The sequence below is a fragment of the Rhizobium album genome, assembly GCF_003122325.1.
In the GTDB taxonomy this organism is placed as follows: Bacteria; Pseudomonadota; Alphaproteobacteria; order Rhizobiales; family Rhizobiaceae; genus Metarhizobium; species Metarhizobium album.
This window is the reverse complement of record NZ_QFBC01000019.1, coordinates 1-23,348: the sequence shown is the minus strand read 5'-3', so window position 1 is coordinate 23,348 and position 23,348 is coordinate 1. Positions and strand designations below refer to the sequence as shown.

Sequence of the window (23,348 nt, the reverse complement as noted above, 5' to 3'; positions counted from 1 at the left end):
AAGTCATGGGACCTGTTCCGTTTTTGCTGGTCGACGATTTGGAGGAAAATCTCCTTTCGCTTGAAGCGCTGCTTCGGCGCGACGACCTCCTTCTCCTGAAAGCCCGCTCCGGCGACCAGGCGCTCGAGCTCCTGCTTCAGACCGACGTTGCCCTGGCGCTGATCGACGTGCAGATGCCTGGTCTCAACGGCTTTGAGCTTGCCGAACTGATGCGGGGCAACGAGCGCACGCGCCGCATTCCGATTATCTTTGTCACGGCGGGCACGTCCGATGGTCAACGTCGTTTTCGCGGCTACGAGGCGGGGGCGGTCGACTTCATCCAGAAGCCGATCGAGCCGGATATCCTGCGCAGCAAGGTGGATGTGTTTTTCGAACTCTATCGCCAGCGCCAGCAGATGGCAGCACAGCGCGACGAACTTGCCTTGCAGGCGGACGCGCTGAGGCAAGCGGCCGGCCACAAGGACATCCTCCTGCGCGAGATCAACCACCGCATCAAGAACCTGTTCAGCCTCACCGCGGGCCTGATTTCCTTGAGCGCCAGGACTGCCACCAGCGTCAAGGAAATTGAAAGCGATCTCAGGTCACGGGTGCAGGCGCTGGCGCGCGCCCATGAGCTGACGCTTCCTGATCCCGGTAATGAGAACGAGGCTGCCTGGACAGCCACGACGGTAACCGCTCTTTTGAAAGCCATCGTGGCGCCGCATGAACACGAAGATGGGCCGCATGTTGTGATCGAAGGTGCGGATGCGCCGCTCAACGGCAATGCGCTGACCTCGCTTGCATTGCTGCTCCATGAGCTGACGACCAATGCCGCCAAATATGGCGCCCTTTCCGCTGCGACCGGCCGACTAACAATAGATGTCTCGGTAGCCGATGAGATCCTCCGTCTGACGTGGGAGGAGCGAGGCGTTACGGCGGCCCTCGATGTATCGGCGCGTGAAGGTTTCGGCACCACCCTGGAAAAAGCCGCGCTGCAAGGTCTGAAAGGCAGCATAGAAAGGGAGTGGACGAACGATGGGTTGTCATTGTCGCTCGACGTTCCGTTGACGAGCCTGGTAACGTGACGCCTACCCGCCGTCGCTGAAGCAAGCCCCCATGATGTTAACCCGCTTGCAAGAATTACGCAGGACCTTATGTCTTGGAACGTGACGAACAGGACTTACTTCGCTTGAACAAGGCCCGGCCAGCGCTTCTCCTTCTGAGCGCCTCTCTTATACCAGTCATCATTCTGGCCGCAGGAATGGCATGGTTTTTCGTAACGGAGCAGCGAAATTCGCTCGACGAAGACGTGCGTGTGAGGGCGCAAACTATTGCGGCGACAGTTCAGCGGGAACTGCATACACAGATCCAGCTCCTGTCGGTGATCGCGGATTCACCGCGGTTCGATCTTCCGATTTCTCGCTCGAGCTTCGCCGAGACCGCCCGGCGGCTGCGGGAGCGTGTTCCGCGATGGCAGCAGATCCGTGTCTCAGATGAGGAAGGCAATGTCGTCCTAGCCTTTCCGCCGCTCGATGCCTCCGCAAGCAAGCGTGTCGTAGACATCGAGAGCCATGAGAGGCTTCTTCAGTCTCGGAGCGCTGTCATCGGCAACATCGTGACCGGATCGAAGGGACAGGCTGGGTTCGCCATCCGTGTTCCCATCGAGCGCAACAATAATCTTCGAGCGGTTGTCTCGGCGGTCATTCGCCCAACAATGGTAAAGGACCTGCTGCATGCCGGCGGCCTGCCTGATACCTGGTCAGCCTGGATTGTCGACGGGCAGGGCCGGCTGGTGGCGTCCACCGGCGCACCGGAGCTGGCCGGCAAGACGGGAGAAGAATTCGCCCGGTTGTCAGGCACCGATCCCGGTCTTGCTACTTTGACTGGAGGAGGCGATATCCGGGTAGGAGAGGCCACCTTCCAGGAGATGCCTTGGCGGGTGAGGGTGGGACTGCCGATCGCAGAATATGATAGGTTGGCGCGCAAAGCCTGGGTGTTTGCGGTCGTCGGTTGCTCGGTGACGCTGTTGCTGTCGGGCGCAGCCGCTTTGCTATTTCTGCGAGAGGTAAATGCGCGTAATCGCGAGCGGGAGAGCATGGCGAACTGGCAGCGGATGGATGCCCTCGGGAAGCTCACGGGCCAGGCGGCACATGATTTCAACAATCTCCTGATGGTGTTCCAGTCAGGCGTCGAGGGCATCAAGCGCCGCAGGAGCGATGAACAACGGGTGACGCAACTGCTTGATCACATGTCGAACGGCATCACTCGGGGAAAGTCGATTACGCGACGCCTCCTGTCCTTCTCCCGGCGATCCAATCAGGGAGCAGCGCACGTCGAACTGGACTCCAGGCTTCCCGAAATGAGCTCACTGTTGCGGCAGGCGCTGAACGATGCCGTGGTTATGGACCTCGTCATCCCCGATGATATCTGGCCCGTTCATGTGGATTCGGCGGGTTTGGAGATCGCTCTCATCAACCTGCTTACCAATGCGCGAGAAGCGATGAAAAATGGTGGCCGGGTCACTATTACGGCCAGGAACGTCCCGGAGGGCGCAGCGGAGGATCCCACAATTGCCGGCGCGTTTGTGGCGCTGACGATCGCGGATACGGGAAAAGGTGTGGAACCCGCCAACCTGAACAGGGTTTTCGAGCCGTTCTTTTCGACAAAGGAGAGCGGGCGAGCAGGTCTTGGCCTGACGCAAGTCCATAGTTTCGCAAAAGCCGCCGGCGGTGTGGTCAAGGTTACGAGCCTGTTCGGCCATGGCAGCGCGTTTACGCTTATGCTCCCGAAATCGAGTCAGCCGCGGGCTCCGCGCGAGATCACGCATCCAGACCGCAAATTTCCGCAGAAAATCCTCATTGTCGATGATACGCCGGCATCGCTTCAGTCCGCTCGTATATCGCTGGAGGAACTGGTGCCTTCAATATATACTGCGGATGGCGGCCAGCAGGCCCTTTCAATCCTCGAGCAACATGCCGACATCGAAGCCGTATTAAGTGACATCATGATGCCGGACATGTCCGGCATCGAACTTGCGGAAGAACTGTGTCGCAGGCACCCGCAGACGCCGGTCGTGCTGATGACCGGATACAGTGACCGGCTTGAGGCGGGGTTGGAAATCATGTGGCCCGTCGTCGCGAAACCTTTCAAGAATGATGAGTTGGCGGCAGCTCTGGCCTCAGCGCGCTCTCATGTCCGCGACCACAGCAATGTTATACGGTTGAATCCGTCGTTCAAAGTCTGACAGTCGCGGGTGGAGATGCTGGACGATCTATCAGCAAAGCTTCGCACTCCTGTGGTTCACTAGCTATCAAGCGAAAGGAAGCCACTTTTGGCAAGGGTGTCAGAGCTCCTTGATCGGCTACCTGAAAAGTGAGCCTAAGGGATCGTATTCGATCTGTGCACAGCCATCGTTCAACTGAACTCCGTGACCTCCTGCACTGTCAGGCGATGAATGCGACCGTCGCGAGCCGTCCAGTCGATGGATTGGCCCGCAGACAGACCGATAAGCGCGGCGCCGATCGGCGTCATGATTGAAATCCTGCCCGCTGCGATATCCGCTTCGCCCGGATATACGAGAGTGACCGACCGGTCTTCGCCGAGGTCGCTGGTATATCGAAGAGAAGATCCCATCCGGACGACACCATCTGGAAGATTGGCGTCATCAATGACACGCGCGCGTTCCAGTTCTGCCATGAGTTCGTCAGATACTTCGGGATTTCGGTTCGCAAGGGATTCGGCGAGCTTCGTCAAGCGTTCGTGCTCCGAACGTGCGATAGCGATCGAGGGCTTGCGTGCAGTCTTGGAGGCCATGTCAGTTCTCCTGCCGCTGGCAGCCGGACTTCCGGCGCTGGGGCTATAACGATGTTGTGCGGGGGATGATGTCGCTCAATTGTGTTCGGCCGCTGATCAGACCGAACACCTGCGCCCCTCGGCCGGGGACGACGCAACCGGGCCGGGGGCTAGCTTCCCGCGATGGGAAACACTTCTGCAAAAATTGTATTTAGGCAGGAAATCAGCATGACCATACAATGGTCGCGACAACTGGCCTCGTCAAGGGCCTAGGCGAAGCGTCCCCAAAGCTCAGTCTAGTAGTGATCGGAGAAACGATACCGGAAGACGCCACCCATGGTCGGCAGCCTCCTGCAATGACTTGTGGGCAATGAGTTACAGTAGCCTCAGGCAACCCATATTAGGAGCGCAAGATATTGTATCGCTGCGCGTGCTTCGATCATCATAGCCTGGTTCGTTGAATTTGCTGAAACCAGCTGATTAGCTCCGTTAAGCTAATGCCCACTTCCCGCGAACATCTGCCTTCATAATCCTTTGGGCGGTCATTCAACCTTTCTCGTACAGTTGATTGATGGCTGCGTGAGTTTCTCGGCGGTGTAGGCCCGGGAGAACTATGCAGATTGGCGAATGGGCTACGCAGCGAACGGCACGGGAAAGCAGCAAGCGAAACGCATGGCCCGTTAGCCGGTTCAGCCGGGACCACTGCCGACGATATCGACTATACTTTCACTCCTTTGGTACGAGCACTGCTCGAGTGAAGATATTCACGAACTTATGGGTGACCGACTGGGTCATGTCCGGCATCCCGAGGAGTTCGACGCGCCGGTCATAACGTCGGGCTGTTGACTTCTCTCGCGTTTGTCGTGCAATCACGCACGAAGTCAAAGCCCAGCCGTCTTTGATACGCATCGGTCGCAATCAGGCGACATAATATTCGCACCCTTGGGGTCTAAAAGCGAATCGGCAAGTTTCCGCGGGAGGGGAAAATGAATCCGAATTTATCCTTATGTCCGACTTGGGGCGCTGACTTCCTGTCTCTGCTCTCTAACGCTGCTCGTCTGAAGATTTTGTGTCGGCTATCGGAAGGTGAATGGGATGTCGGAGCCCTCGCCCGAGATGTCGGACTGAGCCAATCGGCCCTTTCGCAGCACCTCAAGAAGCTTCGGGACGGCCGACTTGTTGAGTCGCGGCGAGACGCGCAGAATATCTACTATGTCTGCAATCACCAGGGCGTCGAAAAAATGCTACAGACCCTAGGTGCGATCATGAAACAAGGTTCGGATCGAAACGCCGTGCATAAATAATGCGGAGAAAGGTGTTGCGTCCATCCGCGGTCCCACCGACCTGGGTCTTTGGAAGCTCCCTGCTCAGAGGTTTTCCGTAAAAATATACTCTTCTTTGATCTGCGCCTTCGCAGGAAACCCGCGTTGTGTGGGACGAGGATCAGCCAGCCTCCCCGCGCGGGCAGCTTCGTTGTTGTTGCGACGCGCACGAGCACAAGGAAAGCGTCGTCTTATACTTTCCTTTAGAGATTTATTAACCAACTTAGTGTTGTCTATCTGAAGATTTCGAATGGCGGGGTGATGTTGATCCCGTGCGACTAACAAATGCCGCCGAGCGCCGTTCGCGGCCTCACGTCCTACGCTTCCTGTCAAATCGAGCGCATTGTGAACGTCGCCATAATCGACGACAGTAGATCTGTGGTCGCAGCCCTTATACATAGTCTAAACGCCATCGACAGTATCTTCTTGCATGGGTTTCTAGACCCAGCTGACGCGCTGCTTGCCGCGAAGGACATGCAATTCGATCTTGTTCTTGTGGACTATACCATGCCGCGGATCAACGGGGCAGAGGTGATCGGCGCGCTTCGAGCGGATCCGCGTCATGCTTCCGTGCCGATCATTATGCTCACCTCAGAGACTGACAACGATGTCAAGATCAAGGCAATCAGTGCGGGCGCTACCGAATTTGTCGCTAAGCCAGTGGATCCCATCGAACTTCGGGCCCGTGCCATCAATCTGTTAGCGCTTCGGCGGGCTCAGATGCAGTTGGAATCGAGGGCATCCGACCTGGAAGCGGCTGTGAAAGCCGCGACGGCCGAAATTGCGGCTCGTGAAGAAGAGATCATATGGCGCCTCGCTCGCGCAATCGAGTTCAAGGACGGGCATACCGGAAATCATGTGACCCGCGTCGCGGACATATCGCGGATCATCGCGCTTGAGATGGGGCTTACCGCTCAGCAAGCCCATATGATCTATCTCGCAGCACCTCTCCACGATGTGGGAAAGATTGGCATTTCCGACGCGTTGCTCGGAAAGCCAGGCAGGCTCAGTGCCGAAGAATACGCGCAGATGCAGCAGCACGTCGAGTTTGGGGTCCAGATTCTCGGCGATGCATCCACGGAGCTGCTGAAAGTAGCGTGCGCCATTGCCGGTGGTCACCACGAAAAATGGGATGGAAGTGGATACCCAAATGGCCTGGTGGGAGACAGCATCCCACAGGAGGCACGTGTCGTGGCGATAGCAGACGTTTTCGAAGCGCTTTGCTCCGAACGGCCTTACAAAAAGGCGTGGTCACTAGAAGCGGCATATAATGAAATCGTGGCATGCAGCGGCACGCATTTCGATCCGGAGTGCGTGGCTGCGTTCTCCCGGCAGTGGCGGCAGATCTGTCGGTTGATGGGCAGCGAGCCCGCAGCGGCGCCTGCCTCCACGCCACCATCGGATAGTGTTCAAAATCGAGTACCGGAGGCGGTCGCGTCATGAAAAATTCGCCTGAGAGCCATGAAAAAGCGGGAGAGCAGCCTCTGTCATTGCCGGCCCCCTATACGATCCGCAATGTTCAACAGCATTACGAAGCCATTCGTGAGGCAATTCTCGATCACGGCGGCGTCCGATTAGATTTGGCCGCTGACACTGAGCCAGATCTCAGCTTTCTTCAGCTCCTCGAAATCGCGCGCGAATATGCGGCGTCGCAGGGCAAGCCGTTCGCGCTGGAAAACCCCGCCTCTCCCCTCGTTCGCGACAAGCTCGAGGTTGCTGGTTTTTTGAAGAACGCTGATGGCGCATTCCATCGTTTCTGGTTTCATCAGGAGGCTTGCTGATGGACGCCCAAATTCTTACCGTGGACGATTCCGCCAGCATTCGGATGACGACGAAGATTACTTTGACCAACGCCGGATACCAGGTCACGGAGGCCGTCGACGGTCTCGACGGACTGAATAAGGCGAAAGCGGGCAACTACGACCTTATCATTACCGACCTGAACATGCCTAACATGAACGGTCTGCAGATGATCGAGGCTCTTCGTCAGTCAGGTTCGAACGTCGGCGTTCCGATCATCTTTCTCACGACAGAATCGGATGCTGAGCTGAAAACACGTGCGAAGGCGGCGGGAGCAACAGGGTGGATCACAAAGCCATTCAATGCGGAAAGCCTTGTAAAGATCGTGCAGAAGGTGTTGGGGCGATGATGAACGATCCTATTCAGGTTTTTCGCACTGAGGCCAGCGAGCTGTTCGAGCAGATCGAATCGGGACTGCTCGATTTGTTACATGATCTGTCAGACCGAGATCAGATCGACGCTGTGTTTCGGGGACTCCATACCCTTAAAGGGTCCGGCGCAATGTTCGGGTTCGAGGGACTGGCGTCATTCACTCATCACTGCGAAACAGCCTTTGACCAGGTCCGAAAGGGCGAGGTCCCCGCAACCGAGGCTCTCGTCTCGGCAATCCTGAACGCTCAGGATCATATGAAGGCCTTGATCGAAAGCCCCGGTCCACACCACGACGCGCAGAGCGAACGCTTGCTTCTGACCCTCAATGCGGCTCTTGGTGGCTCCTCAAGTGCGTCCGCGGATGGTCAGATAGCCATCGAAGGGAAAGCGCCCTCGACGAAGACCGGCTCCACAACCTGGCGCCTCAAGATACGGCTTCCAAAAAATGCGATGGCCAATGGCACAAATCCGCTCGGGCTCTTGAACGAGCTCCGGGGCGTTGGGGAATGCGAAATTACCGCCGACCGAACAAGTTTTCCCGATTTTCTGAACCTGTCGCCTCTTGATCTGCATCTCGCTTGGGACGTGACGCTGACAACCGAACGATCGCGCAGCGAGATCGAAGACGTCTTCATGTTCGTCATTGATGACATGCAGCTTGAAATCCAAGAGCTGCCCATGCGCTCCGTCCCCGCCGGAGCGGTCGGCGACGGTTCGGCACCACGCCCACCACAGTCAGTTGAGACGGTCGCCGCCGGTAAACTCACCGACACCAAGTCAGGCTCCAAGGCCGGCGATAACGTGAAGGTTCCTGCCGAACGTCTCGATGAGCTGATGGACCGGGTCGGTGAGCTCGTCATTGCGCAATCAAGGCTTTCGCAACTTGCCGCTTCGATTGGAAACGGACAGCTTCGCGATGTTTCGGAGGATGTCGATCGTTTGTCGGGCGAATTGCGTGATACGATGATGGTCCTGCGTATGGTCCCGGTCGGAAGCCTTTTCTCACGCTTCCGCCGCCTCGTGCACGACCTCTCACGCGAAACCGGGAAAACGATCGAACTGCAGACCGATGGCGAAAGCACCGAAGTCGATAAGACCGTCATTGAGCGGCTGGCAGATCCGCTGGTGCATCTCGTTCGCAACGCGATCGATCATGGCCTAGAAGGTCCGGAGGAGCGCCTGCGCAATGGCAAAAGCAGCACAGGGATAGTCAGCCTTTCCGCGACGCAGGCCGGCGGCGAGGTTGTCATCTCCATCAAGGACGACGGACGCGGCATCAATCGCGAACGCGTTCGAGCAAAGGGCGAAGCGGCCGGGCTTGTTCAACCCGGCGCGGTAATGTCGGATCAGGAGCTTCTGCAGCTGATATTCAAGCCGGGCTTCTCAACCGCCGAAAAAATCACGAACCTTTCCGGCCGTGGCGTTGGAATGGACGTAGTTAGACGGACGATCGATGAGCTTCGCGGTACGATCGACATCAGAAGCGAATTCGGCGTCGGATCGGAAGTAAACCTCCGAATACCCTTGACGTTGGCAATCATCGACGGCCTCCTGGTTCGTGTTGGCGACTCTCGCTATGTGATCCCTCTCTCTGCAGTCGAAGAGTGCCTCGAACTTTCACTTGAAGAGGATATTCGCTCGCGGGGACGGAGCTTTATCTCGCTCAGGGATAGCCTTGTTCCGTTCCTGCGCCTGCGCGATCTCTTTGCGACGGGGACAGAACCTGAACTCCATCAGAAATGTGTGATCGTCTCGACCGGGAACGAGCGCGTCGGACTGGTTGTCGATCAGATCATCGGCGACCACCAGACGGTTATCAAATCGATGTCGAAGCTCCACAGCACCGCTGACATGTTCTCAGGCGCGACGATCCTCGGCGACGGCGGCGTGGCTTTGATCATGGACGTTAACCAGCTCGTTTTGCGCGGGCAAAGTAAGGAGGCGCTGATGCGAGCCGCAGTATGACGTCGGTGCTCGAAACCTCGAGACCCGACCCGATTTGGCCAGAGGCGCAGCAGATCGAGGCGCTCCTATTCGAACTGAACCGCGAGACATTCGCGCTCAATGCAAAGGTTGTTCAGGAAATCCTCGATGTGATGCCAGAGACGCGGGTGCCGGGTAGCCCCAGCTTCGTCAACAGCGTCATCAATTTTCGCGGAAAGGTCATCCCGCTCGCTGACATCCGGATCGCATTCGGAATGGAACCGAGAGAGAGCTCGATTGACAGCCGGTTTATCGTGATCGAAGTCGATGTGTCGGGCGAGGCCACTCTCGTCGGCGTTAAGGCCGACAAGGTGCATGAGGTCACGGCGCTTTCACGCACCGATAGCGAGCCCACCCCGAGCGTGGGGATGCGGTGGCGACAGGACTATATCCACTGCCTCGTCAAGCGAGGCAGCGAATTCATCATCATTCCAAACCTCCAGGCAATATTCGCACATGAGGAGCGGCTGAGCGGGAACGGGATTTCCGACTGATTTAGGGCAAAAGGGGACAAGTATGCGCTTAACGATCAAAACCAAACTCGCGTTGGCTTTCGGGCTGATCATCGTACTTCTGGTCGGCACGGCCGCCTATGGCATGTTAAGCCTCGGCTCACTCAACGACGCTGTTAGCAGGCTGGTAGCCGGCCCGGCGAAGCGGCTGGAGTATGCACTCGAAACAAGTGTACGGCAGCTTGAGATGGTTCGTGCGCAAAAGAACCTCATCTTGGCGGACAACGCTGCGGATGCTGCACAATTCCGTAAAAATGGCGAAGCTGCGAAGACTCTTTTGATCGGTGCCCTTGAAAATGGCCTCTCAATCGCTTCGCAGGAGGGACGTCCCATATGGGAGAACGCGCGGAAGTTGGCCGACGACTTTATCGCGGTCGATCTGCGCGTGGCCCAGCTTAACGAGCAGGGCAACACCGTTGAGGCACAACGTCTTTCAGCGGGCGAGGGACGTCAGATCGGCGACAAGCTCGATGCTGCTCTACGCCAGGTCCTGGAAGTTCAACAGGCAGACATGGTCGCGTCCGACAAGGCTACCAATGCACAGTATGCGTCGACAAGCGTGACCATGATGACGGCGTCCGGCGTGGCCGCTTTCATTGCGATGGTTGCAGCGGCATGGATCGCAATCGGTATCAGCCGCGGGCTTCGAAAGGTGATGGATGCCGCCGACGCTGTCGCAATCGGGGACCTCAACCAAGAGATCTCCGTACGAACGAACGACGAGATCAAGGACATGGTCGATACGATCAATGTCATGACGGGTAATCTGCGCAATACCGCCAATATCGCTGATCAGATAGCTAACGGTGATCTGACGGTCGAGCCGAAGCCACTTTCCGAAAAAGACACTCTCAGCCTGGCGTTGGGTACCATGGTTGATCGCCTGCGCGGTGTCGTGGCAGATGCCATTGTTGCCGCTGACAACGTCGCCTCGGGCAGCCAGGAACTTTCGGCTAGCGCCGAGCAGCTTTCGCAGGGAACGACCGAACAAGCCGCTTCTGCAGAAGAGGCATCTGCAGCGATGGAGCAAATGGCGGCGAATATTAAGCAGAACGCCGATAACGCCGCTCAGACCGAGAAGATTGCCCGACAGTCGTCAAGGGATGCTGAAGCAAGCGGCGACGCGGTCGGCAGAGCCGTCGGTGCGATGCGCACCATCGCCGAAAAGATCTCGATCGTACAGGAGATCGCACGTCAGACTGATCTACTTGCGCTTAATGCCGCGGTCGAAGCCGCTCGGGCGGGAGAACATGGAAAAGGCTTCGCTGTCGTCGCCTCTGAAGTTCGAAAGCTGGCAGAGCGTAGCCAGACCGCGGCAGCCGACATCAGCGCCTTGTCAGGAGATACGGTCACTGTAGCAACCGAAGCCGGTGAAATGCTGAGCCGTCTTGTCCCTGATATCCGTCGAACTGCCGAACTGGTTTCCGAGATCTCGGCTGCCTGCCGAGAGCAGGACATTGGCGCCGCACAGATCAACGAGGCGATTCAGCAGCTTGACAAGGTCACCCAGCAGAACGCAGGCGCCTCAGAAGAGATGTCGTCGACCTCGGAAGAGCTGGCCGCCCAAGCCGAGGAGTTGCAGGCATCGATCAACTTCTTCAAGGTCAACCAGTCAGCGTCAGACAAAAGAAGAGCATCGCCGCTGAAGAGTCGGAAAGCCGGCAGCGTCGAACTGGGCGAGACCGATCTCTCGGAAATTGACGCGCGGGCTGCATAAGGCCGCGCGAAAAGGCTGAGTCTGTCGCCGGTCACGGGCGACAGACCTTCCATACCAACGTGTGTATGCGTTGGCGCCCGTGATCGTGGAGCGGCGGCAAACCGGCGGGGATGAATGACTTCGTCTCAGGATGCTGCACCCATACGTCACCGATGCTCCAGGGGGGCTTCGGACCACTAACACTATCTTGCATGGGGGAATACATGCGCTTTACGATCAAAATGAAGCTCGGACTGGCTTTCGGTCTGATTATTGCACTTCTCGTGGGAACGGCATTTTATGGGATCACCAGCCTCGGGTCGCTCAATCAAGCTATTACGGATCTGATAGCAGGTCCCGCAAAGCGCCTCGAATACGCGTTGACCAGCAACGTTCGTATGCTCGAGATGGTGCGGGCTCAGAAAAACCTGATTCTTTCCCAGACGTCCGAGGAGGCAAACAGATTCCGTGACGCCGGCGAGGCCGCTCGATCGGAGATGATTGCGACCCTGGACTCTGGTTTCGCCATTGCGTCGGAACAAGGCAAACCGATCTGGGAGAAGGCAAAATCGCTAGCGGTAGATTTTGCGGCCGTCGACCGCCAGATACAGGATCTGAAGTCGCGAGGTGACGCAGCCGGCGCACAAGCACTTTCGGCAGGGAGGGGGCGCGAAATTGCGGATACGCTTGACACGGCGCTCAACGACCTCCTGAAAATCCAGCAAAACGGAATGCATCAGGCGGATGTCGACACCAACGATCAATATGCAACCACGCGCACACTCATGATCACCGTCGCAGCTATTGCGGCGCTAATCGCGACGGCCGCCGCCTTCTGGATCGCCGTCGGAATCAGCGCCGGTCTTCGTCGGGTGATGAGTGTTGCGGACGCTGTCGCTATCGGCGACTTGAACCAGAATGTCGAAATCAAGAGCAATGACGAGATCAAGGATCTCGTCGATCGCATCAATACGATGACCGCCAATCTGCGCAAGACGGCGGATATCGCTAGCCAGATCGCGAATGGCAATCTGACTGTCGAACCGAAACCACTCTCGGACAAGGATACGCTGGGCCTGGCGTTGGAAAGCATGGTCGAGCGCCTTCGAAGCGTCGTTGCCGACGCGCTGGCAGCCTCCGACAACGTTTCTTCAGGTAGTCAGGAGTTGTCGTCGAGCTCGGAGCAGTTGAGCCAGGGTGCGACAGAGCAGGCGTCCTCCGCGGAAGAAGCGTCTGCATCGATGGAAGAGATGGCATCCAATATCAAGCAGAACGCTGACAATGCGGCACAGACCGAGAAGATCGCCCGCCAGTCTTCCAAGGATGCGGAAGCTTCGGGCCAGGCAGTCAATCGCGCCGTCGGTGCAATGCGAACGATTGCCGAGAAGATCTCCATCGTTCAGGAGATCGCCCGCCAGACCGACCTTCTTGCCCTGAATGCCGCTGTGGAAGCAGCTCGCGCTGGGGAGCACGGCAAGGGCTTTGCCGTAGTGGCCTCGGAGGTCCGCAAGCTTGCCGAGCGCTCCCAGGCAGCTGCTGCGGAAATCAGCGCTCTTTCCGGCGAAACTGTCCAAGTCGCCACTGAGGCCGGCGAAATGTTGAACCGTCTGGTACCGGATATCCAAAAGACGGCGGAACTCGTGTCCGAAATCTCAGCCGCCTGCCGCGAACAGGATATCGGCGCCAGCCAGATCAACGAGGCGATCCAGCAGCTCGACAAGGTGACCCAGCAGAATGCCGGCGCCTCGGAAGAGATGTCCGCGACGTCCGAGGAGTTGGCAGCACAGGCAGAAGAGCTTCAGGCATCAATCGCCTTTTTCAAAGTCGATCAGGCTGGTGTTAGCAAGGCTCCTGCTCGTCCCGTCGCTAGAAGCGCCTCCTTCAAGCCCGCTGCGCCTCGCGCCGTATCAGCACCGATGTCGAAGCCAGCCGCGAGGACGACTTCGGACAACTCGATCGGGGGGCAGCAGGCCCGCGTGAAAGGGTTCGCTCTCGATCTTTCGCTCGGTGGTCCCGATTCCGACGATGCAAACTTCCGGGAGAGCGCGTGATGGCAGACCAAAACGCTGAGTTGCAGTTCGTAACATTCGGACTGGGACAGGAAGTCTTCGCGCTGCCAGTCGGTGTTGTGAGGGAAATTCTCGACCATGAGGAAGCGTTTAAGATTCCCCATGGTCCGAACTTCCTCCTTGGTCTTCGCGACGTGCGGGGGCAGGGCGTTCCGATCATCGATCTTCGCCTGAAGCTGGGCATGGATGCGTCCGTCAGAACCCAGAACACCAGAATTCTCGTTCTCGACATCCCTTTGGACGAGCGCGTTTTGTCACTGGGTCTTGTCGCGGACAGGGTGTTTGAAGTCGTTGCTTTCCGTGCTGAGCAGTTGGATAAGGCGCCGGATATCGGTGCTCGATGGAAATCCAACTACATCGCTGGTGTCGTGCGAAGAGACGGCGGATTTGTCGTCATCCTTGACCTCCCGCAACTGTTCAGCGAACCAACAGGGATCTCCGAGGCGACGCCTTTTGCATTGTCGAACGTCGCCTGATCGAAACCCGTTGACGTTCCTGGGCCGGTGTAAGCCGGCCCTTTCACTTCATTCAGATAAGCGACAGCTGAGACAGCGAGACCTCAGCGACGGCGGGAGTATTGCGTATGGGAGCCTTAGCTCGTGTCGAAACGTTCGGAGATGGCCTCTCCGCGCGAAATTTCGAGATCTTGGCCAAGTTCATATATGATTATAGCGGCATCAAGATGCCGCCCACGAAGCGCACGATGCTCGAAGGACGTCTTCGCAAAAGGCTACGTTATACCGGCGCCGTTTCGTTGGACGATTACTGCGATTTCCTGTTCAAGCGCGGTGGTCTCGATAGCGAGGTCATTTTCTTGATTGACTGCGTCACCACCAACAAGACGGACTTCTTTCGCGAGCCAAACCACTTCGACTTTATGGTCCGAAAGGCTCTGCCAGACATTGCAGCGGACGGCGTGCGGAATATCCGCGTATGGAGCTCCGCGTGCTCGACGGGCGCGGAACCTTATACGATCGCCATGCTCCTCGCGGAGTTTGCTCGAGCCAATCAGGCAATTGATTACCGTATTTTGGCGACAGACCTATCGACAGATGTGCTGAAGAAGGCGCATTCGGGACTTTATGCTCCTGAGCTCCTCCAGCCGGTTCCCGCTGATCTCATGCGGCGGTACGTAATGCGGTCGATCGACCCCAAAAGGCACGAAATGCGCATCGTTCCCTCGCTACGTGCCAAGGTGGCGTTTGCTCGGTTCAACCTCATGGACGAGACCTATTCGGTTGGCGATGCCTTTCACATCATTTTCTGCAGGAACGTCCTTATTTACTTCGATAAACAGACGCAGACTCACGTTTTGCAGGAACTCTGTAAGAATCTTTTGCCCGGCGGTTTCCTCATGATTGGCCACTCCGAGTCGATAGCTGGAATTGATCTTCCCGTTCGCCAGGTTGCTAACACCGTGTTCCAGAAACAATAAAGGTCCTCAATGGGCAAGAAGATCCGTGTCCTCATTATCGATGACTCTGCCAGCGTTCGACAGACACTCGCTTCGGTATTGCAATCCGATCCCGAAATCGAGGTCATCGGCACCGCATCAGATCCGTTCATGGCCGCAAAGAAGATCCAGGAAGAAATACCCGACGTCATTACTCTCGACGTCGAGATGCCCAAAATGGACGGCATCACCTTTCTCCGAAAGCTTATGGCGCAACGACCGATCCCGGTCGTAATGTGCTCGTCCTTGACCGAGGCGGGATCAGAGACGCTCTTGCAAGCGCTTGAGGCAGGGGCCGTCGATATCATCGTCAAACCCAGGATCGGAGCGGCGGATCACTTAGCCGAAGCCGGCCAGCGGATATGTGATGCGGTGAAAAGCGCGGCCGTTGCACGGCTGGGCACCCAAAGACGGCTGCCCGTTCGAACCAGCGGGCTCGAACCTACGGCCAAACTGACGGCTGATGCAGTTCTGCCGCCTCCGTCGGGGAAGGCGATGGCGAGAACGACAGAAATGGTGGTGTGTGTGGGTGCTTCAACAGGAGGAACGGAGGCACTGCGCGAGATGCTCGAACAACTCCCTGCCAATGCGCCGGGCCTTGTCATCGTTCAGCACATGCCGGAGAAATTCACCGCGGCCTTCGCAAAGCGTCTGAACGGCCTCTGCGAAGTCGAGGTGAAGGAAGCAGAGGACGGTGACCCCGTTCTACGGGGGCATGTCCTTATCGCGCCCGGCGATCGGCATATGTTGCTGGAGCGCCAGGGTGCTCGTTATCACGTCGCGGTTAAGGCGGGGCCTCTTGTATCGAGACACCGCCCTTCAGTCGATGTGCTATTCCGATCTGCCGCACGTTCTGCGGGAAGTAATGCCATGGGCGTGATCATGACGGGAATGGGTGACGACGGTGCGCGCGGGATGAAGGAAATGAAGGAGGCGGGTGCCTATACGATCGCCCAGGACGAGGCATCCTGCGTGGTGTTCGGGATGCCGAAAGAGGCCATTGCCCACGGTGGCGTCGCAAAGGTGTTGCCACTTAATCATCTCGCGGGCGAGATCATGATTGCGGATCGCAAACGTTGATATTAACCAGGCATTAAGGACGGTGTAATCTCTGCCGGAACTGTCCCCATCCGAAGAGCATTTTGTTCTCGATGCTCCAGATGAGGAAAGAATGACACCACAATTCCGAGAACGCTACATTAGTCGTGAAGAACACAATTCGATCGTTGCCTACTACAAGAAGCTCGTCGTGCAGCTTCACCGTACTGCCAACCGGAAGACGGCAACCGGTATTTCAGAGGTTTGCCAGGAACGCAGGGGCGGCGAAGACTGTTGGACCGAGCTTGGCGACATGAAGTTCTGCGGAAGCGCCACCAATGTCATCAAATTGACTGTTCGTCCAAACTGACCAGTCATCCCATCTTGTTAGGTGACATATGCGAATGAATGCCCGTGACCCAAAAAGGGCGGCGACAACTATGGGCTTTCAACGCTGGCCTTTATCGCGCGTGAATTTCCGCACTTCCCGGGGGACTCTTAGATATCGTACATATCCTTGCCAGACGCGGCGTCCGCGTCTGGCTCCCCACACTCCACGATCGAAGCGTCGAGTTGTTCCAGCGGTTACGAATACTGAGAAAACTCTCAATTAAGCACAGATCACGCGATCAGACCGAGGCAGTCAAGATATTGGCTAGAACTGGTGGAGATAGGCGTCGCTGCATCGTCGGATCCTCGATTGAAAGATCTTGTAAACTAATCCGCGGACTATTTTCGTCCGTTCATAACTCGTTTCGGATCTCCCGGTAGTGTCGCCTAAAGCAGTGGGGCTCAGCATGAGCGTAGCATATCAATTCGAAACAACATTTTCGCCTCATCCTCTGGCTCAGAGGCTGGCCGTTGCCCAGCAACGGATCGAGCGCTCTTTTCTGGAAGGCGGAAGCGTCTTGATCGCAGTGATGGAAGCAGTAAGTGGTCTCACACAAACTCTTGACAGCATAACTGGTTTCTTCAGCCCGCAAGCGACCCGGACAGTCGTCGATGGAATGACACAGGCTGTCGATGAACTCGCTGGCTTGCCGGCAGCTGCGGATACCAAACAAGATGCTTTTACCACCATCGCGGCCCTTTGCGACAGCGTTCACAAGAACGTGGACGAGATGCGGGAGGTTATACGACATCTGCGCACCATAGCTGTGACCGTGAAAATCACCGGAGCCGGTATCCCGGAATTCTCCGGATTTGCTGATGAAATCCGTGAGCGAATTCAGAGGGTGTCAGAGGAAGTCGACCGTTTCGCTCGTGAATTAGTGGCAATGCGCGACCGTCTTTCAGAGGCAACCCAAAGTTCGGAAAGCGTTATTCGCGACTTTTCGGCGACCATCCCGCTCCTCGTCGCCAATCTCGATCGTGGATCCGTCGCGCTATCGGATCAGCAAACGCGGATGACAGAAACCGCGAACGAGCTCAAGGACATCATCGGTTCGATCCAGATGAAGCTCGCCACGATCCTTTCAGCGCTGCAAATTGGCGATATTACCAGACAACGTATCGAGCACATTATTACGTTGCTGACCTACTACGAGGAATTCAAGACTTCAGAGCAAATTGGATCAATTGACGTTGTGCAGGTACTCCATCTCGAAAAGGCTATCGTCGGGCTCGTCAGAGCTCAGCTGGAGGAGAGCGTCGTTGAATTTCACCAGCAGTGCGGGACTATCGCGGGAACGATCGCTAGCTTTTCCGCCGATACCAGCCGAGTCATGACGTTGCGCGACAAACTCGCTGGTAGCCATAATCGAGCAGAAGATAATGTTTTGAGGCAGATGCAGGGAGACCTTGCCCAAGCAGCGGACTTGTCGAATCAGGTTCTAACCCGAACCCGCGATCTAGATACTGTCGCATCGACCGTTGAAGAGTCGACACAGTCGTTAATCGCCGGCATTGCTGCTATCCGTCGTATCAAGCTCGATATCTTTTACATGGCCCTGAACTCCAATCTGGCCTGCAACAAGCTCGGTGAGGCTGGTCGCGCCGTCAATGTAGTCAGCGGCGAGCTGCGGACCTTCGCAGACAGGCTCGAAGGGCCTGCGGAAGGTATTATCCTGGCGATGCAGGATATAGACGCTGCGAAGTTAAAACTGACATCCATTTGTATGATTTCTGCCGATGGTGGAAGCCATCCACTCGATGTGGCACGGCGCGAAGTCGATACCGCGGCAAATGAAATGTCCGCAGGCCTAGTTGCCTTATCGGGTGAAGGCGAGGTTGTGTTTGCTTGCATCGCTGAAGCAATCAGGAGGCTTGATTTCAGAAGCGATCTTGGTGACGTTCTGGATGATTGCCTTGCTGTTGCTGGCTCAGGTGATGTTATGCCGAGCACCCCCATCGACGCAGGCATTGCCGCTATCGAACAGCTCTCAGCGCGGATCTTCCAAATCTACACGATGACCCAGGAGCGTGAAATTCACCGCCGGTTTCTTTCGGTATCACAAACCACGCCGCTAGTGACATTCCCAGGGACAGATGTTGAGGATGATGAGATGCTGGGAGTCTTTCTCTAAGTCCATACGGTCCCGTTCTCATGTATTATTAGAGTTCTGGTAGCGGACCCGGTTATAGAGGCGACTCCATTTCGGCAGTTGGCTTGCAGGATGGCCGCCTTTGGCCGAGCTAGCTCTTCGATGGCCGAGACTAACCGCGTACATGTTCACATCAATGATCGAACATTTCGTTTGACTGAGGTCTCCGATTGACGACGCTATTCCCTTTTCGCTCGCGCTTAGCCATGTCGGCGGTTTTAGCTGCTTTCCTTGTTCTCTTAGGCGCCGGAGAGGTGGCAACCTGGCGCTCTACGGTCGCCCGCTACGAACTTGAAGTCGTCGGAACAGCGCGACGTTTGCTGCAGCACGCTCGGGAGACATTCGAATCCGCTCGTTTGCCATTGGTGGCCATCGCTGAGGACCTGGAAGCATACCGTATCACGAAAGAAGGACTTGCGGCCTTGGATCGGAGGATCACGCGACAGGTGAACGCTTCAGGCCGGTTGAGCAAGCTGTTCGTGCTGGGAGCGGATGGTCGGGTTTTGGCGGGGCTGGGAGGTGATCAACGAAAGCGGGACTTCTCCGAACAAAATTTCTTCGGAGCCCATCGGTCCTCGGTTTCACAACAGTTCAAGATCGGTCAACCGCTCTTGAACCCGTTCGGTCAAGGGTGGGTCATTCCGGTCACCCAGCGGGTTAACACTCCGGACGGCCATTTCGGCGGTGTTGCCGTCGCTCTTTTCGAGAGCGCGTATTTCGCCAAGATATACGAGAATGCCAAAATGCGCCCTGACGACGTGCTGATGCTTACGCATTCGGACGGCCGCATCCTGGCAACTCTCCCCTCCCATCAGGCAAGGATAAGTTCGATTAGCAAGCTGCAGGGCATTCTTTCGAGCCAATCCCAGCCGCCCTTCTTCTCACACCACTATCTGAGTACCGCGACGGACGCGCCAAGGATCGGCGGCGTGGCGGAAAGCCCCCGGAGCGATCTGGTCATGATCGTCGGGATGTCCCAGGCAGACGCTCTGCATGACTGGATTTCCAATGTTTGGCCGCGGTGGCTTCTGGCCGCCGTGCTTGTCGTGGTCACGAGCCTGCTGTCCAACAGGCTAAATTTCCAGGAAAAAATGCGGCGGAAAAGCGAGCGGCTACGGGCTAGGGGCGAGGACGAATTTAAGCAACTTGCGGAGGCATCAAGCGATCTTATCCTGCGCTTAGGCGATCAGGGTTCTTGTGATTATGCTTCAGCAGCATCGGAAGCCATATTGGGTTGTCCGCCAGAAGAACTGATCGGACAAAAATTGGTGGAGGTGACCCATCCCAATGACGCCGCGGCCGTTGAAAAGGCGCTGGCGCAGCTCCATTCAGGCCACCATCGTAAACGTCTGGAGTTCCGCGCTCTCCGGAAAGATGGCGGTGTAGTCTGGTTGGAAGCGACAGTCAGCAGGCTGGGATCAACGAAGGGCGAAGAGAATGACGGCATAGTGGCGATTGTTCGCGACGTTACAAAAAGCAAGGAACGCTACGAGGAGCTGTTGGCGACAGCAAACACGGACGCGCTGACCGGTCTCGCCAACCGAGGCGTATTCGATGAGCGCATTCCCGAAATGGTTACTGATTCGCTCAACAAGGTCCGGCCTTTATCACTGTTGATGATCGATGCGGACAATTTCAAGGTCTACAACGACACCTATGGACACACAGCGGGTGACGAGTGCTTGCGCTCAATAGCCGACGTTCTTCAGGGGAACACTCGACGCCGCACCGATTTGGCAGCCAGATATGGTGGCGAGGAATTCGCTGTGATTCTTTCAGATACCGATCTGGGTGGAGCACTGGCTATCGCAGAGGACATTCGCGACAAGATTGCTGCCTTGAACATTGAACATCATGCAAATTTGCCGTGGGGCATCGCGACCGTCAGCATTGGTATCGCATCGCTCGATCTGTTTTGCGAGCACGACACCTCGGGCCTGAATCTTGTCAACAGGGCGGATGCTGCCTTGTACGAGGCCAAGGCCGCTGGTCGAAACACCTATACGGCCTCAGCCGACCGGCATGCTTCGCCGCAGCCTCGGACCGCGGCATGAATTATGTTCTTTCATCTAGCCACTCTTCTCATTTTTGACTTCGCGGGCGACCGGTAAAATGCGGCTTACTTTCGTAAGGTATTGTATTCCAATATATTGAAAGAATAGCGCATTAATATAGGCTTTATGATGCGTGGGCTAATCCTTGCTCAAGTAAAGGGAACGCTCTTCCAACTCATTATGGCGTACTTTGCCTTCGCCCTCGGGGCGTGTAACATCAATCTTACTGTGAGTCTGACAATGGATATTATTTCCGCTCTTAACGCGCAATATTCTTCCCTCATCGACCCCAATCTGAAAATCACCAGTCTCAAAGCCCTTTCGTCCGACCCCCAGAATTAGCAGACCCCACGACAATCTCGCGGCAGCACCCTCTCAGGGGAATAACGGCGGCTCGCTCTCGCTCGGGTCCGGCGCTCAGTCCGCCGTAACAGGCGTGCCTTCGGGAGCAACGATCAAATTTGCCGGGCAACTTGCCGCTCTTTCACTAGGTACGCATGTGCCGGTCACGACAGAAGGAGCCGAGAGCACCCCAGGGCCTGCGGACGAGGTCGGTTTCTCAACGTCATCCCAACCGTTACTTCATCTACCGGTAATCTCGGCGCCAGCTCTTTCGCCGGGTCTCAGGTCCAGCAGCAGCCGAATGACCTGAGTCACCTGTTTAGTTGAGACGGTCCAATCGGGAGCCCGCGACCGGCGGGCTCCTTCTCTAGCGACAAATTAGACGCCCGGATAGAGACGAACGCAGACCTCCCGCGGGGAGGTGTCGCAGTATGTCTTGTCTCCGGAGGTCAGAGCCGACGTCGAAGAGCAGGGTCGTTTGAGTGAAATCAACGCTATGCGGGCGCTGCCCAGTTTTTTCACCAGAACGCGATCGAAGGTCTTCGCTTCGAAGGAGAGACCGAGGGCGTTGCTCTCTTTGGATCATAGGAATTCGCACAAGATCGCTGTTTTAGCTTGCAATCGCAGACGCCGCTTGTTGCTCTTGCTTACGTCAGTACTGGGTCGTGTCCAGCCCATTTAAGGATGGCCTCGAACACGGGCTGCAAGCGCCTGGCGTCGTCGGAAAGCTCGTATTCGACCCTCGGAGGAACTTCAGGATAGGCCGTCCGCCGCACAAGGCCGTCTTTTTTCAACTCGCGAAGCTGGGCTGTCAACATGTGCTGCGTGACTCCGGGGATCGCCCTCCGCAGCTCATTGAACCGATGCATGCGCTGGTTCAGGAGCCAAAGTATTTCCAGCTTCCACCGGCCGCTGAACAGGCTCACGGCTCGACGGACCCCGTTGCGGGTAGTTATAATCTCCTCGTTCAGGTCATCCACGGTGTCTGTATCCGTCCTAAGTATCAAAATTCATCCTACTTGAAGCATCAACTGTACACTCGATATCCTGCCTTCCACAAGCGACGCGACCTACGCGCGATCTGAAGAAGGAGCTACCCATGCCACTCAATACTCAGACTATCGTTCATCTGCGTTTGCACCACCTGGGAGTGACCACCGCAAACACCGATGCGATGGCTGACTGGTATCGAACGGTGCTTGGCATGACGATTGTTCATCAGACCGCTTCGGCTAATCCAGGGCAGCAAGGTGCGCCTTCCATCAAGTCGACGTGGATGACCAACGACGAAGCCAACCACCGCATCGCCTTAGTAGAGATACCCGGCCTTGAAGCTGACACCGAGCGCTCCCATCACCGTCGCGTCCAACATTTCGCGTTCGAGTACGACACGCTCGGCGATCTGCTTGGAACCTATCTGCGATTGAAGGAAGGTGGGATTGTGCCAGTCCTCTGCACTGATGCTGGGCTGCAAACCGCGTTCTACTACCAGGACCCGGACGGGAACACTGTTGAGATCAACGTAGACAATTTCGGCAACCCGCTTACGTCCAGCGAGTACATCAGGACGTCGCCGGAGTTCGCGGCCAACCCGATGGGCGCGTACGTCGATCCGGACAAGCTGGTGGCCGCATATGCAGAAGGAACATCCGCATGGGACCTGCATACCAAGGCACGCGCTGGTGAGTTCGCTCCCGATGTTCCCTACGATCCTCGTGTCATGATGTAGGCCGCAATGGCCGCAAGGTCAGGGACACGCCGTCGACTACCAGATTGGCCCGGAATCAGCCGCTCAGATCTGGGCTGGTCGGTGTGCTGTGCGGCGACCTTGCCAACTTTGAACTCTGTCGAGCCACGGGCATTCCAACTCTTTCTGCGAGACTCGGCAGCACTGAAAGCCAAAAGACCCGCGCCAAACCCTCACAGCATCTGAAGCACTCCAATCCCGCTTCTTGTGATGGCGTCCTGGACCAGGTCCGGATCTCCGTCGATCAACCCTCGAGGGGTCGGCTAGCAAGCTGCCGCCGCTCCGTCTTCGTCTCCGCGGTGATCGCGACCGTCCCTGTTCCTTTGAGGAGCCATCAGCGGGAATTGGCCCGCTTCCGATGGAGCACCTCAAGATGGCACACGATCTTTCTCTCGCCCAGTTTCACGCCTTCCACCTCTGCAACAACCTGATGGTCCCAATCACTCTGTTCAGATCCGGCGACGAATTCGGCGTCCTTCCGTCCGATGAACTCGATGACGAAGACGATCTTGAGATCGTGCACGAATATGAGCCGTGGTGACTTATGTTCACCTCAGGCTCGATCGCCCTGCTTTGCAGAGCATCCTCGACTTTCACCTGCACATAATAAGCTCGTTGCCCGTCAATCCTCAGCGTCGGGCACAGG

19 protein-coding genes and 1 pseudogene are annotated in these 23,348 nt (G+C 56.8%); 18 read left to right on the top strand and 2 right to left on the bottom strand.

Annotation, left to right across the window (positions count from 1 at the left end):
• Window positions 1-5 precede the first annotated feature (5 nt).
• Together DEM27_RS27900 and DEM27_RS27895 are read left to right on the top strand one after the other, a co-directional pair.
• Window positions 6-1,064, top strand: a complete 1,059-nt coding sequence (locus DEM27_RS27900; RefSeq protein WP_109461532.1) for a sensor histidine kinase — start codon at window positions 6-8, stop codon at window positions 1,062-1,064.
• 74 nt (window positions 1,065-1,138) lie between these two features.
• A complete protein-coding gene (locus DEM27_RS27895) occupies window positions 1,139-3,223 on the top strand; it encodes a hybrid sensor histidine kinase/response regulator (protein WP_245446175.1) in 2,085 nt (694 codons plus the stop codon).
• Between the two features lie 170 nt (window positions 3,224-3,393).
• On the opposite strand, the gene rnk is transcribed toward DEM27_RS27895, so the two are convergent.
• Window positions 3,394-3,792, bottom strand: coding sequence for a nucleoside diphosphate kinase regulator (gene rnk, locus DEM27_RS27890; RefSeq protein WP_109461531.1), 399 nt, complete (start codon window positions 3,790-3,792; stop codon window positions 3,394-3,396).
• A 965-nt stretch (window positions 3,793-4,757) separates the two neighbouring features.
• On the opposite strand from rnk, the gene DEM27_RS27885 reads away from it, so the two are divergent.
• The 14 genes and pseudogenes from DEM27_RS27885 to DEM27_RS27820 all read left to right on the top strand — a co-directional run bounded on the left by DEM27_RS27885 (window position 4,758) and on the right by DEM27_RS27820 (window position 20,613).
• Entirely contained in the window at window positions 4,758-5,075 is a 318-nt protein-coding gene (locus DEM27_RS27885; RefSeq protein WP_109461530.1) for an ArsR/SmtB family transcription factor, read from the top strand.
• A gap of 363 nt (window positions 5,076-5,438) precedes the next feature.
• On the top strand, window positions 5,439-6,536 hold the full coding sequence (locus DEM27_RS27880) for an HD-GYP domain-containing protein (RefSeq protein ID WP_109461642.1): 1,098 nt from the start codon (window positions 5,439-5,441) through the stop codon (window positions 6,534-6,536).
• Window positions 6,533-6,874, top strand: a complete 342-nt coding sequence (locus DEM27_RS27875; protein WP_109461529.1) for an STAS domain-containing protein — start codon at window positions 6,533-6,535, stop codon at window positions 6,872-6,874. Before DEM27_RS27880 ends, DEM27_RS27875 begins: the two co-directional genes overlap by 4 nt.
• Entirely contained in the window at window positions 6,874-7,242 is a 369-nt protein-coding gene (locus tag DEM27_RS27870; protein ID WP_109461528.1) for a response regulator, read from the top strand. Before DEM27_RS27875 ends, DEM27_RS27870 begins: the two co-directional genes overlap by 1 nt.
• Window positions 7,239-9,230, top strand: a complete 1,992-nt coding sequence (locus DEM27_RS27865; RefSeq protein ID WP_245446173.1) for a chemotaxis protein CheA — start codon at window positions 7,239-7,241, stop codon at window positions 9,228-9,230. The genes DEM27_RS27870 and DEM27_RS27865 overlap by 4 nt, the downstream gene beginning before the upstream one ends.
• The gene (locus DEM27_RS27860; protein WP_109461527.1) at window positions 9,227-9,742 is read left to right on the top strand and encodes a chemotaxis protein CheW; all 516 of its coding nucleotides are present in this window, start codon (window positions 9,227-9,229) and stop codon (window positions 9,740-9,742) included. The genes DEM27_RS27865 and DEM27_RS27860 overlap by 4 nt, the downstream gene beginning before the upstream one ends.
• Before the next feature lie 22 nt (window positions 9,743-9,764).
• Window positions 9,765-11,408 (top strand): annotated as a pseudogene (locus DEM27_RS27855) (methyl-accepting chemotaxis protein); the annotation flags it as partial.
• 272 nt (window positions 11,409-11,680) lie between these two features.
• Window positions 11,681-13,507 (top strand): methyl-accepting chemotaxis protein, encoded by a 1,827-nt coding sequence (locus tag DEM27_RS27850; protein WP_109461525.1) that lies wholly within the window; start codon window positions 11,681-11,683, stop codon window positions 13,505-13,507.
• Window positions 13,507-14,001: a chemotaxis protein CheW gene (locus DEM27_RS27845; protein ID WP_109461524.1), complete on the top strand. Its 495-nt coding sequence runs from the start codon at window positions 13,507-13,509 to the stop codon at window positions 13,999-14,001. The genes DEM27_RS27850 and DEM27_RS27845 overlap by 1 nt, the downstream gene beginning before the upstream one ends.
• Before the next feature lie 101 nt (window positions 14,002-14,102).
• Window positions 14,103-14,960: a CheR family methyltransferase gene (locus DEM27_RS27840; protein ID WP_420028861.1), complete on the top strand. Its 858-nt coding sequence runs from the start codon at window positions 14,103-14,105 to the stop codon at window positions 14,958-14,960.
• A 9-nt stretch (window positions 14,961-14,969) separates the two neighbouring features.
• On the top strand, window positions 14,970-16,058 hold the full coding sequence (locus tag DEM27_RS27835) for a protein-glutamate methylesterase/protein-glutamine glutaminase (RefSeq protein ID WP_109461522.1): 1,089 nt from the start codon (window positions 14,970-14,972) through the stop codon (window positions 16,056-16,058).
• A gap of 91 nt (window positions 16,059-16,149) precedes the next feature.
• Complete coding sequence (locus DEM27_RS27830) at window positions 16,150-16,386, top strand: hypothetical protein (protein WP_109461521.1); 237 nt, start codon at window positions 16,150-16,152, stop codon at window positions 16,384-16,386.
• A gap of 427 nt (window positions 16,387-16,813) precedes the next feature.
• Entirely contained in the window at window positions 16,814-18,541 is a 1,728-nt protein-coding gene (locus DEM27_RS27825) for a chemotaxis protein (protein ID WP_128755578.1), read from the top strand.
• 188 nt (window positions 18,542-18,729) lie between these two features.
• Entirely contained in the window at window positions 18,730-20,613 is a 1,884-nt protein-coding gene (locus DEM27_RS27820) for a diguanylate cyclase (protein ID WP_109461519.1), read from the top strand.
• Between the two features lie 989 nt (window positions 20,614-21,602).
• Here the strand turns inward: DEM27_RS27820 and DEM27_RS27810 are convergent.
• Window positions 21,603-21,926, bottom strand: a complete 324-nt coding sequence (locus DEM27_RS27810) for a winged helix-turn-helix transcriptional regulator (protein ID WP_109461640.1) — start codon at window positions 21,924-21,926, stop codon at window positions 21,603-21,605.
• Between the two features lie 128 nt (window positions 21,927-22,054).
• Here DEM27_RS27810 and DEM27_RS27805 point away from each other — a divergent pair, with 128 nt between their 5' ends.
• Window positions 22,055-22,684 (top strand): VOC family protein, encoded by a 630-nt coding sequence (locus DEM27_RS27805; RefSeq protein WP_109461517.1) that lies wholly within the window; start codon window positions 22,055-22,057, stop codon window positions 22,682-22,684.
• 391 nt (window positions 22,685-23,075) lie between these two features.
• Complete coding sequence (locus tag DEM27_RS34210; RefSeq protein WP_165823644.1) at window positions 23,076-23,243, top strand: hypothetical protein; 168 nt, start codon at window positions 23,076-23,078, stop codon at window positions 23,241-23,243.
• The last annotated feature ends 105 nt before the right edge of the window (window positions 23,244-23,348 follow it).